Origin of the sequence: Halotia branconii CENA392, assembly GCF_029953635.1 — a bacterium.
Classification (GTDB): domain Bacteria; phylum Cyanobacteriota; class Cyanobacteriia; order Cyanobacteriales; family Nostocaceae; genus Halotia; species Halotia branconii.
Genome location: NZ_CP124543.1, coordinates 1,768,098 through 1,784,717 on the forward strand (window position 1 = coordinate 1,768,098; position 16,620 = coordinate 1,784,717).

Sequence of the window (16,620 nt, forward strand, 5' to 3'; positions counted from 1 at the left end):
TATGACTATACCAACCCAGGTTCGTCCTTCATCGGTTTTTCTTGTCAGCGGTGGTGCAAAAGGAATTACTGCTCAATGCACCATCGAAATGGCACAGCATCAACCTTGCAAATTTATTCTGCTCGGACGTTCTGAAGTCTTGGACAATGAGCCGGATTTTGTTCAAGATTGTTTGGAAGAATCGGCGTTAAAAAAACGCATCATGGAGAATCTACTCGCTCAAGGTGAAAAGCCTACACCGATGAGTGTACAGAAAATATACAATAAGATTGCTTCCAGCCGAGAAATTAAAAAAACCCTAGCTGCTATTCAACAAACAGGCGCTCAGGCAGAATATATTAGTGTTGATGTCACAAATGTCGCCGACTTACAAACAAAATTAGCCGCAGCAGTTGAACGTACAGGAGCGATTACAGGCATTATCCACGGTGCGGGAAATTTAGCCGATAAATTGATTGAAAAGAAAACCGACCAAGATTTTGAAAAAGTTTATACAGCCAAAGTTCAGGGACTAGAAAATCTACTTAGTTGCGTCAACCCCAGTCAATTACAACAGCTAGTACTGTTTTCTTCCGTCAGTGGCTTCTACGGTAACATGGGGCAATCCGATTATGCGATCGCTAACGAAATTCTCAACAAATCAGCCCATTTAATCAAACAAAACTATCCTCAGTGTCACGTCGTAGCGATTAATTGGGGAGGCTGGGATAGTGGAATGGTGACACCAGAACTCAAAAAAGCCTTTGCGGAACGAGGAATTGAGATTATTCCTGTAGAAGTTGGCACAAAAATGTTAGTCAACGAACTGCATCCCGCCTTTCATGAAGCGACACAAGTAGTTATCGGTAGTCCCAGCATTCGACCACCAGCACCCCTAGATCCAGAACTAAAAAGCTACCGTATCCGTCGGCGGATGACAGTAGAAGCTAATCCCTTTTTACATGATCATGCGATCGCTGGTACTCCAGTCTTACCCGCAACCTGTGCCATGACCTGGATGATTAACGCTTGTGAAGAACTTTATCCAGGTTATCGATATTTACGTTGTAAAGATTTCAAAGTTTTGAAGGGAATTACTTTCGGCGAAAACTCTCCCAGTGAACACATTCTCGAACTACAAGAAGTTGCCAAAACTGATGCTGAATTTGTAGAATTTCAAACTACTATCCTCAGTAAAAATGCCACCGGAAAAACTCATTTTCATTACAAATCGCTGATTAAACTGGTGCGACAAATGCCAGATGCTCCCATTTATGAATCTGCAAATTTCACTGAAGATCACACCATTACCACTACTGGTAAAGATTTTTATCAAAATGGAGATTCGTCCTTATTTCATGGGCCAGCATTTCAACAAATCACCAGAGTTTTAAATATTAGTCCCCAAAAAATTACTATCGAATGTTGTTGGCCAGAAATCACAGCCCAACAACAAGGACAATTTCCTGTCCAATGGCACAATCCTTACACAACTGACTTGAGTACACAATCCTTATGGATTTGGTTAAATCACTATCATCAAGAAGTTTGTTTACCAGGACAGTTAACACATTCCGAACAGTATAGAGCCGTACCCTGTAACGCACCTTTTTATGTTTCTTGCGAAATTGAAGGCAAAACAGCCACTAGCGCCACAGCTAATTTTATCCTCCACGATCGCCAAGGAAAAATATATTCACGCATCTTAGGAGCAAAAGCAGTCATTGCACCAATGAACTTACACAAACCGAAGTAAATACTACTATAGCAATTCTATAAAAAGGGGCTAGATTTTTGTCAGTGGTCAGTGGTCAGTGGTCAGTTGTTAGTAGTTAAAGATGTTAGGACTTACGCAAGATCTCTCTAAAACCCTCTTAACTTTGTGTTCTACCCTGCGGGAAGCCGCTGACGCGTCTATGCGTCCTTGGCGATAGCCTACGGCAAGCCCTTCGGTCTACGTTTTTCCATTTCTTTGCGTAAGTTCTAGATGTTTTAAGACCACCCACTCTTAGGTTGGAGTATTAAACCAAATGACAACTAACAACTGACCCGCATAGCGTAGATAAATCTCAGTAGCAGAGCCGCTACTAATAAACTTCGTTGAGACATAGAAGACACAACGAAAAAATCAAAGTGTCAAAAATTCACCAACTCTTTAGGATTGCTATACTAAACTAGTATTATATCTCCTCCTTCTTCTCTTTTTCTGCGCCTTTGCGCCTCTGCGTGAGACAATCATCCTATCACCTTCGGGGAATAGCGTAATCCTTTCAAGTTTGGAAATATTTAGGGAGCGTAAATCCTACTGGCTTTCCTAAAAATTCTCCTATCGCCTAATACCCAACAAGGATATTAATAGTGGAAAAAATAGCCATCATCGGATTATCATGCCTCTTTCCTGACGCTAACAATCCTGAGCAATTTTGGCAGAATATTAGCCAAGGGAAAGACTCAACATCATCTGTAACAGTTGACGAAATGGGTGTAAACCCGACAATATTTTACGATTCAGTCAAAGGTCAACCGGAAAAATTCTACTTTCGTAAGGGAGGATTTATTCGCGACTTTAAATTTAATCCTAGCGAATATAATCTTCCAGAAAAACTACTAGAAGGATTAGATAACAGCTTTAAATGGTCACTATATGCTGCCAAACAAGCAATTATCGATAGTGGTTATCAAGATAACAGTAATATTCTCTCCAAATGCGGCGTAATTTTAGGAGCATTATCTTTACCTACCAAATTTTCCAATCAATTAGTTTCGCCCATTTATCAGCAAACAATGAATGGTGCGATCGCCGAACTTTTACAAGATCAAGATTTTCATTTAGCTGGCTTACCAACAACAGCTAAACCAGCCTTACACAATGCGAATATATGTGGTTTTCCAGCCGCCCTCATTGCTCAAGCTTTCTCATTATCTAGTACTCATTTTTGTATAGATGCAGCTTGTTCCTCGTCATTTTATGCAATTAAAATGGCATCTCATTACCTCAATTCCGGCAAAGCGGATTTGATGTTAGCTGGAGCCATCAGTTGTACAGATCCTCTATTTCTACGGATGTTATTTTCTGGTATTCAAGGATATCCAGACAACGGTATTAGCAGTCCTTTAGATAGAAAATCACGAGGATTAGTGACAGCCGAAGGCATTGGCATGGTTGTATTAAAAAGATACAGTGATGCCGTCAGAGATGGCGATCGCATCTTAGCCACCGTTTGCGGTAACGGACTTTCCAACGATGGCAAAGGTAAACACTTACTTAGCCCTAATTCTAAAGGGCAAACCTTAGCCTTTAAAAGAGCCTACACCGAAGCTCAACTTTCTCCTCAAACTATCGATTATATGGAGTGTCACGCTACCGGCACTTTGCTAGGAGATACCACCGAATTAAACTCCATAAAAACCTTTTTTGGTCAACACCAAGCAGCCCCTTTAATGGGTTCAGCCAAAGCAAACGTCGGACACTTACTAGTTGCCGCCGGCATGGTCAGCTTAACTAAAGCCATACTCAGCATGTCTCATGACACAATTCCACCAACCATCAACGTCACAGAACCCTTAGAAGACGAGAATAACGTTATTTCTCCCGAAAAAATAGTCACCACTCCCACCCCCTGGCCTAATAATTCCGTTAAAAAATATGCCGCCTTAAGCGCCTTCGGCTTCGGTGGAACCAACTCCCACCTGATTATAGAACAAACCAAAAACGAAGGATGAAATAAATTCTTCTTTGCGCCTTTGCGCCTACCGCAAGCGGAACGCCTAGCGGCGAATGCGTGAGATAAATCCATCCCTCCCACCTTGTTCATAATGTTAAAACCCCAAAATAACACCACCGATAAAATCGCCATCGTCGGCATGGATGCCTTTTTTGGCGAATGCAAAGACCTAGATACCCTTGAACGCAGTATTTACGAAGGCAAACAGCACTTCATCCCCCTACCTGCTCAAAGATGGTACGGCATAGAAGAACAAAAAGACTTACTCCAAGAATACGGATTAGCAGACGGCAAAGCCCCAATTGGAGCTTACATCCAAGAATTTGATATTGATACCTTAGCTTACAAAATCCCACCCAACGAAGTAGAAAAACTCAACCCCCAACAACTACTACTACTGAAAGTAGCCGATCGCGCCCTCAAAGATGCCAACATACCAGAAGGGGGTAACGTCGCTGTCATTATCGCTGCGGAGACAGAACTATCTGTACATCAGCTACAACAACGATGGAACTTATCTTGGCAAGTTAAAGACGGCTTAAATGCTGCGGAAATTACTTTACCTCCAGAGCAAATTGCCCAACTAGAAACCATCGTCAAAGATAGTATTCATCATCAAGTAGACATTGGTGAATATCTCAGTTACATCGCCAACATCATGGCCAGCCGGATTTCCTCTTTATGGAATTTTAGCGGGCCAGCATTTACCATCACGGCGGTAGAAACCTCAGCCTTCAAAGCCTTAGAAGTAGCGCAAATGCTTTTAAATACTGGCGAAGCAGATGCAGCCGTTGTTGGTGCTGTCGATTTGGTTGGTGGAGTAGAAAGCGTTTTACTACGAAACCAATGGTCAAAAATTAACACTGGTGCTAACACCTTGAGTTATGACCAAAAAGCCAACGGTTGGACAGTAGGAGAAGGGGCTGGTGCAGTCGTTCTCAAGCGTCATGATATCGCTAAAGCCAACGGCGATCGCATCTATGCAGTTGTTGATGCTGTAAGCTTTGGGTCAGTTTCTACTACTCCTGAAGTTTGTAATCAAGCTTTCCAAACAGCCGGGATTCAACCTGCCGAAGTTAAGTATGTAGAGGTTTGCGGTAGTGGTGTTCCCCAAGAAGACGCAGCCGAAATCACCGGATTGGTACAAGCTTACCCATCTGTAGGTAATGGTCTGCACTGTGCAATTGGCAGTGTCAAGGCCAATATCGGTCATACTCACGTAGCCTCTGGTATTGCCAGTCTGATCAAAACAGCTTTGTGTCTATATCACAAATACATTCCCGCTACCCCTAACTGGTCTGGTGTCAAAACCCCAGAAGTATGGCAGGGTAGTCCTTTCTATGTCGCTACCGAGTCTAGACCTTGGTTTTTGGCTAAAGACTCCACAAAGAGAGTCGCAGCAGTCAATGGTATGGGGTGTGATGGCACTCATGCTCATGTGATCTTGTCGGAAGAATCTGATCAAAAAGAGTACAGCAGTAAGTATCTAGAGCAAATGCCTTTTTATCTGCTGCCGATAGCAGGTGATGGACGCTCAAGTTTATTAGAGGCTCTAAATAGTCTCCAAGAAAGCATCGAAAACAGTTCTAACTTGTCCACTACTGCAAGTCAGATTTTCGCTAACTTTCAGCGTGAGTCTAAATACACTCTAGCGATCGCCGGACGTAACCAAAAAGAATTACTCAAAGAAATTGAATCTGCTCGTAAAGGTGTCAATAGTGCTTTTGAACGAGGTACAGATTGGCAAACACCTGTTGGTAGTTACTTTACAGCTAACCCACTAGGTAAAAAAGGGGCGATCGCTTACGTTTATCCAGCTGCGGTCAATTCTTACATTGGTATCGGTCGTAATTTCTTTCACTTATTTCCCAGAGTCCATGACGACTCAATGGTGAGAAGTATCTACAAACGTGCGGCTGATGTTGAGAGACTAGTTTTCCCCAGAAGCTTAAATAAGTTATCCATGAGACAACTAGAAACTCTCGAAAAGCGGTTGCTAGATGATTCTCTGGCCATGTTTGAAGCGGAAATGTTTTTTACCAGAATCATCACTACGATTATTCGGGATGATTTTCAAGTCAAACCCAAATATGTGTTTGGCTATAGCTTAGGTGAAACCAGCATGATGGTTGCTCAAGGAGTTTGGAGCAATTTTTATCAAGGTAGTAATAGCTTTAACTCGTCGGCTTTGTTTGGCGATCGCCTATCAGGGCCAAAAAATGCCGTGCGTGAATATTGGAACTTACCAAAAACATCTACAGCTTCCGAACAAAACCTCTGGGCTAACTATGTACTCATGGCTAGTCCATCCCAAGTGGTTGCCTGTCTTCAAAACGAGCAGCAAGTGTATTTAACTCAGATTAATACACCAGAAGAAGTATTAATTGCTGGGGAACCGACAGCTTGTCAGCGAGTGATTAAAGCTTTAGGTTGCAATGCCTTTCCGGCTCCTTTTGATCATGTCATTCATTGCGAAGCCATGCGATCGGAGTACGAAGAATTGGTAAAACTCAACACTTTACCATCACAAACAATTCCCGGTGTTGTATTTTATTCTGCTGCTGAGTATCAACCTATTACCCTTGATGATGGCACTGTGGCTCGGAGTATTGCTACAGGTTTGTCTCAACAACTTGATTTTCCCCGCTTAGTTAATCGTGTCTACGATGATGGGGCAAGAATATTTATTGAAGCTGGTGCTGGTAGTGTTTGTTCTCGATGGATTGATAAAATTCTGGAAAATAAAGAACACCTGACAGTATCACTTAATCGTAGAGGTATGGATGATCATACTTCTATTATTAAAGCCTTGGCAAAACTTGTAAGTCATCAAGTTGCCGTGGATTTATCGCCAATTTATAGTCCCGTCTTGGCAACTACCAATCAAAATAAAGCAACCCTCAGAACTGTAACATTGGGCGGTAATTCAATTACAGCGGCGATTTTAAGTGAAGAAAACCGTAAACTTTTCCAAAATCTAGCTGAAAAATTACGGCGCGATCGCTCCCAAAGACTGCATCAAAACATACCGTTTTCCCAACAAGTTGCTAGTAGTGACAGTCATCTTCATAACATTTCATCATCTCCAAATCAGCCAGCAGAAGTCCCAATGAAAAATATCATTGAACACGGTTTTCAATTTTCAGAACAATTACAATCTTCTGAGTTAACTACCACTCAACAAAAAACTTCATCTTCACCTGCTACAAATCACGAATTTGGTCACACAATCAGCATGTTTGATGTCAATCAATCTCAGTATCAAAAGCTGACTACTAACAATTCTCGGATAACCAAATCCCATAATGCTTTTTTACAAGCTAGACAAGATTTTAGTAAACAAATGAGCGAAATCATTCAACTACAGTTAGCGTGCGCTGAAAACTTATTGAATGAAGAACCCTAAAAATTTCAGCGTGAAGGACGAAGACTAAAAAAACTTCATCCTTCAGCTTTCATCCTTTCTAGGACTTACGCAATAACTCTCTAAAACCCTCTTAACTTTGCGTACTCTGTCTTTAAAAGTTTGTCACGGAGGGAAACCAACGCCACTTGCTACAAGTCGGGGAACCCGCCCAAAGCAGTGGCTCCTCCTTACAACTTTTCGCTGTGTCCTTTGCGGTAGCCTGCGGCAAGCCCTTCGGTCTACGTTTTTCCGTAGTCCTGTTTTATAGCTGGCGTAGGTTGGGTTGAGGAACAAAACCCAACATCCTCAAGACTTTGTTGGGTTTCGCTATCGCTCCACCCAACCTACTTTAAACTGCTTCACCGCTTGAGCGTCTACATTTTTCCATAATCCATTGCTTTTAATCCGAGGGATAGCTACTGTGACCACTGTAGATACACTACAAAACAAACACGATCATGGTCTTGATTTTTCCGCCTATGCCTACAATCAAAACTTGGGCTGGAAAGGATCTTTAGATGATGTATCTTTTGAACAAACAACCATTAAAGATAAATTACTAGCCTTAGAAAAACCTTGTTACATCGTCAAAGTTGCCGGAAAAATTGGTGTAACGAACGAAGGCTATTTATACCCTAATGAAAATAATACAACAGCACAAGTAGAACTAATAACTTCCACTGCCCCAATTAATATTCAACAGTTAGGAGATGCAAACTTTCTCTCCTTTCATGGTGTCAAATATGCTTATATGACTGGGGCAATGGCTGGCGGTATTGCTTCCGAAGAAATGGTGATTGCTTTAGGCAAAGAAAAGATTTTAAGTTCTTTTGGGGCTGGCGGTTTATCTCCAGAACGTATAGAAGCCGCAATTAATCGCATTCAATTAGCTTTACCTCATGGCCCTTATGCTTTTAATTTAATTCACAGTCCTAATGATATGGCGATTGAACGCCGGGCTGTGGATTTATACTTAAAATATCAAATCAGAACTGTAGAAGCTTCAGCATTTTTAGACTTAACGGCCAACATTGTTTATTATCGTGTTGCTGGCTTAAGTTTAAATGATGCCAATCAAATTGAAATCAAAAACAAAGTCATTGCTAAAGTTTCTCGTCGAGAAGTAGCAACTAAATTTCTGCAACCAGCACCAGAGAAATTCCTCAAAGAGCTTGTAGAACAAGGACTAATTACTCAGTTGCAAGCAAAGCTAGCGGCTAAAGTACCAATGGCTGACGATATTACTATTGAGGCTGATTCTGGTGGACATACAGATAATCGTCCTTTAGTTTGTTTGCTGCCTTCTATTATTGCTTTGCGCGATGAAGTTCAAGCACAATATAATTATGAACAACCCATTAGAATAGGCGTAGCAGGGGGAATCGCTACACCACAATCAGCCTTAGCAGCTTTTATGATGGGTGCTGCTTATGTGATGACTGGCTCAATTAATCAATCTTGTGTTGAATCTGGAGCTTGTAAACATACAAAGCAACTTTTAGCCCAAGCAGAAATGGCTGATGTCATCATGGCTCCAGCCGCAGATATGTTTGAAATGGGGGTAAAACTTCAAGTCCTCAAACGAGGTACTTTGTTTCCCATGCGGGCGCAAAAACTGTATGAAATATACAGAACCTACGACTCAATTGACAGCATTCCTCTCCCAGAAAAAGAAAAAATAGAAAAACAAATTTTCCGTAAGACAATTGCTGAAGTTTGGGAAGGAACAGCAACTTATCTATCACAGAAAAATCCTGAAAAATTAGGTAAGGCTGTCAACAATCCTAAATTAAAAATGGCATTGATTTTCCGTTGGTATTTAGGATTATCTTCTCGTTGGTCTAGTTCTGGAGAAAAAGGTCGAGAAGTCGATTATCAAATTTGGTGCGGCCCAGCAATGGGCAGCTTTAATGATTGGGTGCGTGGTTCTTATTTATCAGAACCAAACAATCGTCGAGTTGTTGATGTTGCTCATCACATCATGACTGGAGCAGCATTTTTATATCGGATTCAAAGTTTGAAAATTCAAGGAATGCAAATTTCTGATTACTACAGTCAGTATATTCCAGAGCCTTCCGTTCATTTTTCAATAACTGAGGTTTAGCATTTTTTTGTGTCTTAGTGTCTTTATGGTTAATCAAACACAAAGACACGAAGTGAAATCAACAAAACTACTTTCAAGGACGACAAATGAGTTCACCACATTCTCATACCGCCGAAGAAATTCAAGCATGGTTGACAGGGCATCTAGCTGAGATTTTAGGAGTTAAAGCAGCAGAAATAGATATTCGAGCGCCTCTTGATAGTTATGGTTTAGATTCTGCACAGGGGATGCTTTTAGCTGCCAAAGCAGGTAAATTTTTGGGCTTTCAGTTATCTCCTCTACTTTTATGGCATTACCCGACTATCGAATCACTTTCCCAACGTTTAGCAGAAGAATCTCAAGCGTCAGATTCGGAAGTATTTGAGATTTAAAAATTAAGAGTAGGAAAGTTGGGTGAGGTCATTAGATAAACAATTGGATTGGAAAACTTGGAAAATACTATGAATGCATCCGAAATTTTAGCAAGTCTCACCCAACAAGGTGTACAAATTTGGGTGGAAAATGAAAAGTTAAATATTCGTTCACCAAAGGGTGTATTAACTCCAGATATCCATGCAGAAATTACTGCACGCAAGCCAGAGATTTTAGAATTTTTACGCCGACGTAATACTACCAATACCTTTCCTACAGTACCATTACCTCAAGGTTTAAGTTTGCAAACTATTGGGCGATTAATTGGTGAAACTGGTGATCAATTAAATCCAGAATGTAAGGAACCAATTATTGATCCTAAACTCATGGCTCAAAGGCTAACTGTTACTTTTAGACCTTTGCCGAAGGGATATAAAAATGCAGAAATTCTCAAATTTCGGGCCGATTTAGAACAAAAGTTGCAAGAATACGGAGTGAACGTTACACCTTGGCAACAAGCCACAACTGAGTTTTGTTATCAATTCAAGATACCATTAATTAATCTCAAACAAAGTATTAAAACCAGGGTAGTTAAAACTGGTATTAATGCTGTAATTGATGTTGATAGACCACCCTCTGTCAGAAGTCGTTCTGAGACATTTGTGGCCGAGAAGCTTTATCAATTATATTCGCGCTTTATTTTAAAAGAGCGCAAAATTTCAGTTTCTCGAATTGCAAGTTTAATTGGCTGGGCGGAAGAATGCGCTGCCAAATATATTGAAGACCCTACCAATACTCAGGTCATTATTCTTACCAAATTAGATCAGGACTTTATCAATTTTCAAACTCCTTATCAGCAAAAAATTAAGATGGGTTTGAATACTCTAGTCAGAACATTTTCGGAAATTGTGATTGGAGTTTCTGATTCTCAATTCTCGATTTTAAATATGAATCTTTCCGATTCAGTCTTTGCTAGAGATGAGATTGATGGTTTTGTTTTAAAATCACTCATTCCTAAAGTTTATGTTCCTATTTTACCGTTGCCCTTGAGCAAATTTAAATTAGGTCAATATAACCCCCTGTCATCAAGTTACGCACAAAAGTTAGTTAGCTTAAGTACTCAGTTAGAGCATACTAATCTTTTTCCTCCTGGTTCTAAGCTGAGTGAAGTAATTAAAAGACAATCCCACAGAGATATTGTCAATGTAATTGTTAATGGCAGAACTGGTGTTTCTTACGGTTTTGTCGCTTATGCAGAACCACCACAATACGTTGGCGACATTGATATTCCTGAATATGAATGGGAAAACTTAGCGCCTGTTACTGGATTTAGTAGTAATGAAGTCCGCCAAAATGACGTTGGTAGACGATATTTAAAAACCAAAATAGGAGCAGAATATAAATTTAAGCAAATTCCTGATATTTGGATTTGTAGCGCTCGTTCTGGCTCTAATAAAACCAATTTGAATTTAGAAAGTGACATTCTCAGAATTGGTTTGACTGATAGATTATTGCTCGATTTACCACAAGGAGTTGATCCGACATTAGCAGATATTAAACCATCTTATGATGTTTATGTCATGCTAGCGATCGCCATGTCCGCATCTTTGTATGCACCCAACTTAATCAACAACGGTATGCCGATGATTCACTTCCACGGATACCCCTCTGTTGAGTGGTTGCAACAGCATGAATACTTCATGGGAGTCAACAATCCTTCTGTACCTTGTGGCACTTATGAATCAGGGGTATTTAACTTTTTAGGTATTTATAATTTGGTCAATCAATATGGCACAGATATTAATTTAGCCTGTTTGATAGAACCAGACCACGGTACTAATATCATCACTCCTGATTTGGAGTATCTCTTAACAAGATTAAAAGCTGGTTGTGAACAATCAGCAATTGAATTAGGCGGCAAACATTTTGCATCTTTAAAAGACAAACTAGCACTCGAACAACCCCAAGTTAACGCATAAAGACAAGCAGATGTGCAGGAAAAGAAGCAGGGGAGCAGGGAGCAGGGAGACAAGGAGAGAAGTGCGGTCTTGGGGTCTCCCCCTTTGGGTACTCTTCGAGAACTCCTTCGGAGAACGGAAGTTTCAACTCGACGGGAAGCGGAGGCACTCCGTTGGTGAAGCAGCGCGGTCTTGGGGAGCCAGTCCGTTGCGGGGGTTCCCCCCGTTGAAGGAACTGGCGTGGTTTCCCCCATGAGCGACTGCTGAAAGGGTTTCCCGGCAGCCGCGGAAGTGCCGTCCAAGACTTGAACTTCCTCACCAAGTGGAGCAACTTCTCCCAAGGGGGGACGCTACGCGCTAAGCGTAGCTATGCCACAGGCTTTACGGGAGAAAGAGGTAATTTTTCTTCATCCCCCGATCACTGAGCGTACTTGTGCTGAGCGTAGCCGAAGTAGCCGAAGTGTGCGCCCTACCCCCTGCCCCCTGCCCCTTGTCCTCTCCATTCCCCCTGCGCCCCGCACCCTGCCCCAATTCCTCCTTCCCATGCCCTATTCCTAATTTAAAATGACAAACCTTAAAGGTAAAACAGTACTTTTGACCGGAGCTTCACGCGGTTTGGGATTGTATTTTGCCCGCGCTTTGGCAAAAGAACAAGCAACTATAATCTGTGTTTCTCGTTCTCAAGCAGGACTAGATACAACATGTGATGAAATTAAAGCTTTGGGTGGGCAAGGAATTAGTATTCCTTTTGATATGAAAAACATAGCAGAGTTGTCAAACCTAACCCATCAAGTTCAAGAAACTGTCGGCTCAGTTGACATCTTAATTAACAATGCTGGCGTAGAAATTCATCGAGCTTTTGTAGACTATTCTACAAAAGAGATTGAGTCAATATTAGTTACTAATCTCATATCCGCTATGGAATTAACTCGTTTATTACTGCCAAACATGATAGAACGGGGTAGCGGTCGCATCATTAATATTGCTTCTTTAGCAGGTAAAAAAGGAGTTGCTTACAATAGTATTTATTCTGCAAGTAAAGCAGGTTTAATTATGTGGAATGATGCTATGCGTCAAGAATTTGCAGGTACTGGCATTCATTTCTCGGCAATTTGTCCAGGATATATCTCAGAAATTGGCATGACCGCTGATAGTCGCATTCCTGCACCCAAGTTAGCAGGAGTTTCTATACCAAAACGCGTAACGGATGCTGTTATCTGTGCGATTAAGCACAACAAAGCAGAGGTAATTGTCAACGAAAATCTGATTACCGAAAGCTTAACAAAACTGATGTTTGCGATTGGACAAATTTCTCCTTCTGTTGTCGATATGCTTTATCGCTGGTTGGGTGTAGTCAAATTAAACAAACGACGGGTAGAAGATTGGACTCCCAATCGTGTGGAAATCGGAAACCATCATAAATAATAAAAAATTATGGAGGGTTAAATACAGTTATTAGTTATCACTGTGTCAGTCGAGGATTTAACTCTGACTGAAACCTACCAGTTGTGAGAAGTCGGGAACTTTAACCCAAGATTAAATACTACTGATAACTGTTTACTGTTCACTGTTAAAACCCATCCATAATTTTTTGGCTTGTAACCCAATTCATCGTACCTTTTACTTCCTGAGAAGTGCTTTTACTTAAAAAGCAAAAAAAGTTAAGCTATCATGAATCTTTTATGAAGTTTTAGTAAATTAAGTAATTTTACTAGGAAAAAGTTGACTGTTATGGTAGCTTTCTATCAAAATGTTGTTTGCTTGATTAAAAATATAAAAAATGCATTTAGCCTATATTATTTAATTCACCAGAGTTTATATTTCTGTTCTTACCAATTACTCTTGTAATATTTTTCTCTTTTGGTAAATATGGTTATCATAAATTAGCGATCGCTTTCTTAGTGATCGCTTCTTTATTTTTCTATGCTTGGTGGAATCCCAAGTATTTACTATTGCTTTTAGTGTCAATTAGCTTTAACTTCTTTATAGGTCATACACTAAACCAAAATTTGCGATCGCCAGCTAGAAAAAAAGCATTACTCATTTTGGGTGTAACAATTAATCTTGTCCTTATTGGTTACTTTAAATACGCTAATTTTTTTGTTGCAAACGTTACAGATATTTTAGGTATAAACTTTAATTTACAGAATATTATTCTGCCGTTAGGTATATCCTTCTTTACTTTCCAACAAATTGCATACTTGGTAGATTCTTACCGTAATGAAACCCAAAATTATAATTTTGTAGATTACTGCCTATTTATTAGCTTTTTCCCTCAACTAATTGCAGGTCCTATTATTCACCACTCAGAGGTGATGCCGCAATTTAATGATAAAACTGTGTATCGGTTTAATTCAGAGAATTTGGCAGTGGGTATAACTATTTTTACTTTAGGGCTATTTAAGAAAGTTGTACTTGCAGATAACATTGCTATCTATGCAAGTCCAGTATTTAACGCTGCTGCTCAAGGTGTATTACCTACATTTTTAGAATCTTGGGTTGGCGCACTTGCTTACACATTACAGCTATACTTTGATTTTTCTGGTTATTCTGATATGGCAATTGGTATAGCTAGAATGTTCGGTATTAAATTACCAATTAACTTTTTTTCACCTTATAAAGCTTCAAGTATCACCGATTTCTGGCGCAGATGGCACATCACCCTCTCTAACTTTCTTCGAGATTATATATACATTCCTCTAGGTGGTAATCGCCAAGGTGAGATGAGACGTAATTTGAATTTAATGATAACTATGCTGTTAGGAGGACTATGGCATGGCGCAGGCTGGCAATTTATCTTTTGGGGTGGGTTACATGGGTTTTATTTAGTTATTAACCACCAATGGAATGCTTTACAAAAGAGTTACAATTATAAAGTAGATAACTGGTTAAGCTTGAAAGTAAGTTGGTTCATAACATTTATAGCAATTGTCTTTGCATGGGTATTCTTCAGATCTGAAAATATGAGTACTGCATTGATAATTATAAAAAGTATGGTTGGATTAAATGGTCTATCATTCAGCAATGAACTTATAATGATAGGACGCAAGAAAATAGTTTTTGATATTTTGATTTTACTGGCGATCGCATGGTTTATGCCTAATGTCCAAGAATGGATGAGTAAGTATGAACCTGTATTAAACTATGATAAAGTCAAAAGATTATCTTCTAATAACATTGTTTGGTCTAGACTACAATGGCAGCCTAATCAAATATATGCTGTAGTGACTTCAGGCTTAACTGTAATTGCATTTTTGCACCTTGCCAAAGTTAGTGAATTTTTGTACTTTGACTTCTAGGATAATCAAAACTGATGCTTGGTTATTTTAAAACGTATTTTACTGTAGTAGGTGTGCTTCTTTCGTCTGTTGGAGCAATTAACTTAGCAATTGACCCACTTTGGTATTTCAACGGCAATAAATTAACACATGTAAATAGAGCTTTTAATGAAAGACTTACTAAGACTAACCTACTTTTACATAGTAATAGACAGAAATATGATTGCCTGATATTTGGTAGTTCTCGTGTAACTTTATTAAATAGTAAATTATTTAAAAATAATCATTGTTTCAATTATTCTTTTAGTGCTGGAAGAGCTGAAGAGTTTGCCAAATATGCTGCATACGCTAAGAATAAAGGTGTGAACCCTAAAACAGTATATGTAGGTATAGACGCATTTAATTTTATTATAGATGATAGGCCACTAAAACAAAATGTTGAGGTGGCAGAGCCAAAACCTATTTATCAATCTTATTTATTGTCTTTTGAAACTTTGGAGTTTTCTTTAAAAACAATTGCTGGAATTTGGAATACTTCAGAGGTTAGATTTTATGATCAATTTTTCCAGGGTAGAGTTAGTAAGCATACCTCACATTATAAACCCAAATTTTCCGATAAAAGCTATAAACAGAAGTGCGAATTTTCTCGCATACCTTATTACACAAAAATACAACAAATATTTCCAAATGCTAAAATTATCAGTTATGTACCACCCATTTCAGCTTGGAAGGTTTTTAATGATAGTTATGCTCGTGGTTTGTTGGACTGTCAGTTAGCAGGAATTTATCAAGTAGCAAAGAGCTTTGATGTTACATACGATTTCTCATATCCTTCTAAGCTAACAACAAGAACAGATAATACTTATGACGGTAGTCATTACTATCCCAATGTAAACGACCAAATAGCAAAAGTTTTGGAAGGGGAACAAACAAATCTTGGCATTCGTGTTAATCAGTATAGTTTAAATGAATATCAGCAGTTTCATAGAACTAAACTAAAAGAGTTTTTGCAAAAGCAAGGTGAAGAAAGCCGTTGGTAAAAAGACTATTGCATAAATATTAATATTGCCAGCATTTCAATTGCCAACCGAAACCTGCCACAGCAACAGCAGCAAGATAATTCTCAGCAGGTACTATTTCTAAAAGACTCCAGTCTTTGATTGTCTGCAACCTAGCTGGTTCTGTAGGAGTTAGTACTATTTCAATTTTTTCTAATTGCGCTATTCCTTCGCCAGTGGCTTTTAAGTAAGCTTCCTTGCAAGTCCAGTAACGGAAAAATATTTCTTGCTTTTGCTCAGCAGGAAGCGATCGCATGAGATCATATTCTCTAGGTAAAAAGAATCTTTGCGCCAAAGCCTCCACATCAGACATCGGGCGGATATATTCTAAATCTACACCGATTAGGCGATCGCAATTCACCGCACACAGAGCTAACCCTTGCGAGTGAGACAAGTTAAAAAATAGTCCAGTACTAGCCAAAGTATCTGCTAATACTGGCTTTCCACGGTGTTGATAATCAAACTGTACTTGTTGCGGCTCGATACCTAAATAGCTACCCAATATCTGGCGAAGGATTCCGCGACCTGCAATAAAACGCTGGCGATGTTCTTGAAAATGAAACCTGTGAGCGCGAGTTAGTTCATCACTAGAAAGAGTTGCGGCCAAATTCTCTAGCTGTGCTTCAGGTCGGTCAAGTTCAATTCGCCAGATATGAACATCATTCGGTAATAAAGTTAAATCTGTTGGTGCAGACAGCCACATACAATTAAGACCACTCATTACTAAAACTGGAGGCTAGGGAGCAAGGGAAGCAGGGGAG

10 protein-coding genes are annotated in these 16,620 nt (G+C 39.7%); 9 read left to right on the forward strand and 1 reads right to left on the reverse strand.

The window, feature by feature from the left end:
- Position 1: 1 nt before the first annotated feature.
- From QI031_RS07855 to QI031_RS07895, 9 genes are all read left to right on the forward strand, one after another.
- Complete coding sequence (locus QI031_RS07855) at positions 2-1,735, forward strand: SDR family NAD(P)-dependent oxidoreductase (protein ID WP_281484628.1); 1,734 nt, start codon at positions 2-4, stop codon at positions 1,733-1,735.
- 602 nt (positions 1,736-2,337) lie between these two features.
- A complete protein-coding gene (locus QI031_RS07860; RefSeq protein WP_281484629.1) occupies positions 2,338-3,702 on the forward strand; it encodes a beta-ketoacyl [acyl carrier protein] synthase domain-containing protein in 1,365 nt (454 codons plus the stop codon).
- A gap of 93 nt (positions 3,703-3,795) precedes the next feature.
- Complete coding sequence (locus tag QI031_RS07865) at positions 3,796-7,110, forward strand: type I polyketide synthase (RefSeq protein ID WP_281484630.1); 3,315 nt, start codon at positions 3,796-3,798, stop codon at positions 7,108-7,110.
- A 421-nt stretch (positions 7,111-7,531) separates the two neighbouring features.
- Positions 7,532-9,214: a PfaD family polyunsaturated fatty acid/polyketide biosynthesis protein gene (locus QI031_RS07870; protein ID WP_281484631.1), complete on the forward strand. Its 1,683-nt coding sequence runs from the start codon at positions 7,532-7,534 to the stop codon at positions 9,212-9,214.
- Positions 9,215-9,300: 86 nt separating this feature from the next.
- Entirely contained in the window at positions 9,301-9,585 is a 285-nt protein-coding gene (locus tag QI031_RS07875; RefSeq protein ID WP_281484633.1) for a phosphopantetheine-binding protein, read from the forward strand.
- Between the two features lie 69 nt (positions 9,586-9,654).
- Positions 9,655-11,544, forward strand: a complete 1,890-nt coding sequence (locus QI031_RS07880; RefSeq protein WP_281484634.1) for a TubC N-terminal docking domain-related protein — start codon at positions 9,655-9,657, stop codon at positions 11,542-11,544.
- 543 nt (positions 11,545-12,087) lie between these two features.
- Positions 12,088-12,948, forward strand: coding sequence for an SDR family NAD(P)-dependent oxidoreductase (locus tag QI031_RS07885; RefSeq protein WP_281484635.1), 861 nt, complete (start codon positions 12,088-12,090; stop codon positions 12,946-12,948).
- Between the two features lie 476 nt (positions 12,949-13,424).
- Positions 13,425-14,822: an MBOAT family O-acyltransferase gene (locus QI031_RS07890; RefSeq protein ID WP_281484636.1), complete on the forward strand. Its 1,398-nt coding sequence runs from the start codon at positions 13,425-13,427 to the stop codon at positions 14,820-14,822.
- A gap of 14 nt (positions 14,823-14,836) precedes the next feature.
- Entirely contained in the window at positions 14,837-15,841 is a 1,005-nt protein-coding gene (locus tag QI031_RS07895; RefSeq protein ID WP_281484637.1) for a hypothetical protein, read from the forward strand.
- Between the two features lie 19 nt (positions 15,842-15,860).
- Here QI031_RS07895 and hetI read toward each other — a convergent pair whose 3' ends face one another.
- A complete protein-coding gene (gene hetI / locus QI031_RS07900) occupies positions 15,861-16,580 on the reverse strand; it encodes a 4'-phosphopantetheinyl transferase HetI (RefSeq protein WP_281484638.1) in 720 nt (239 codons plus the stop codon).
- Positions 16,581-16,620: the final 40 nt, after the last annotated feature.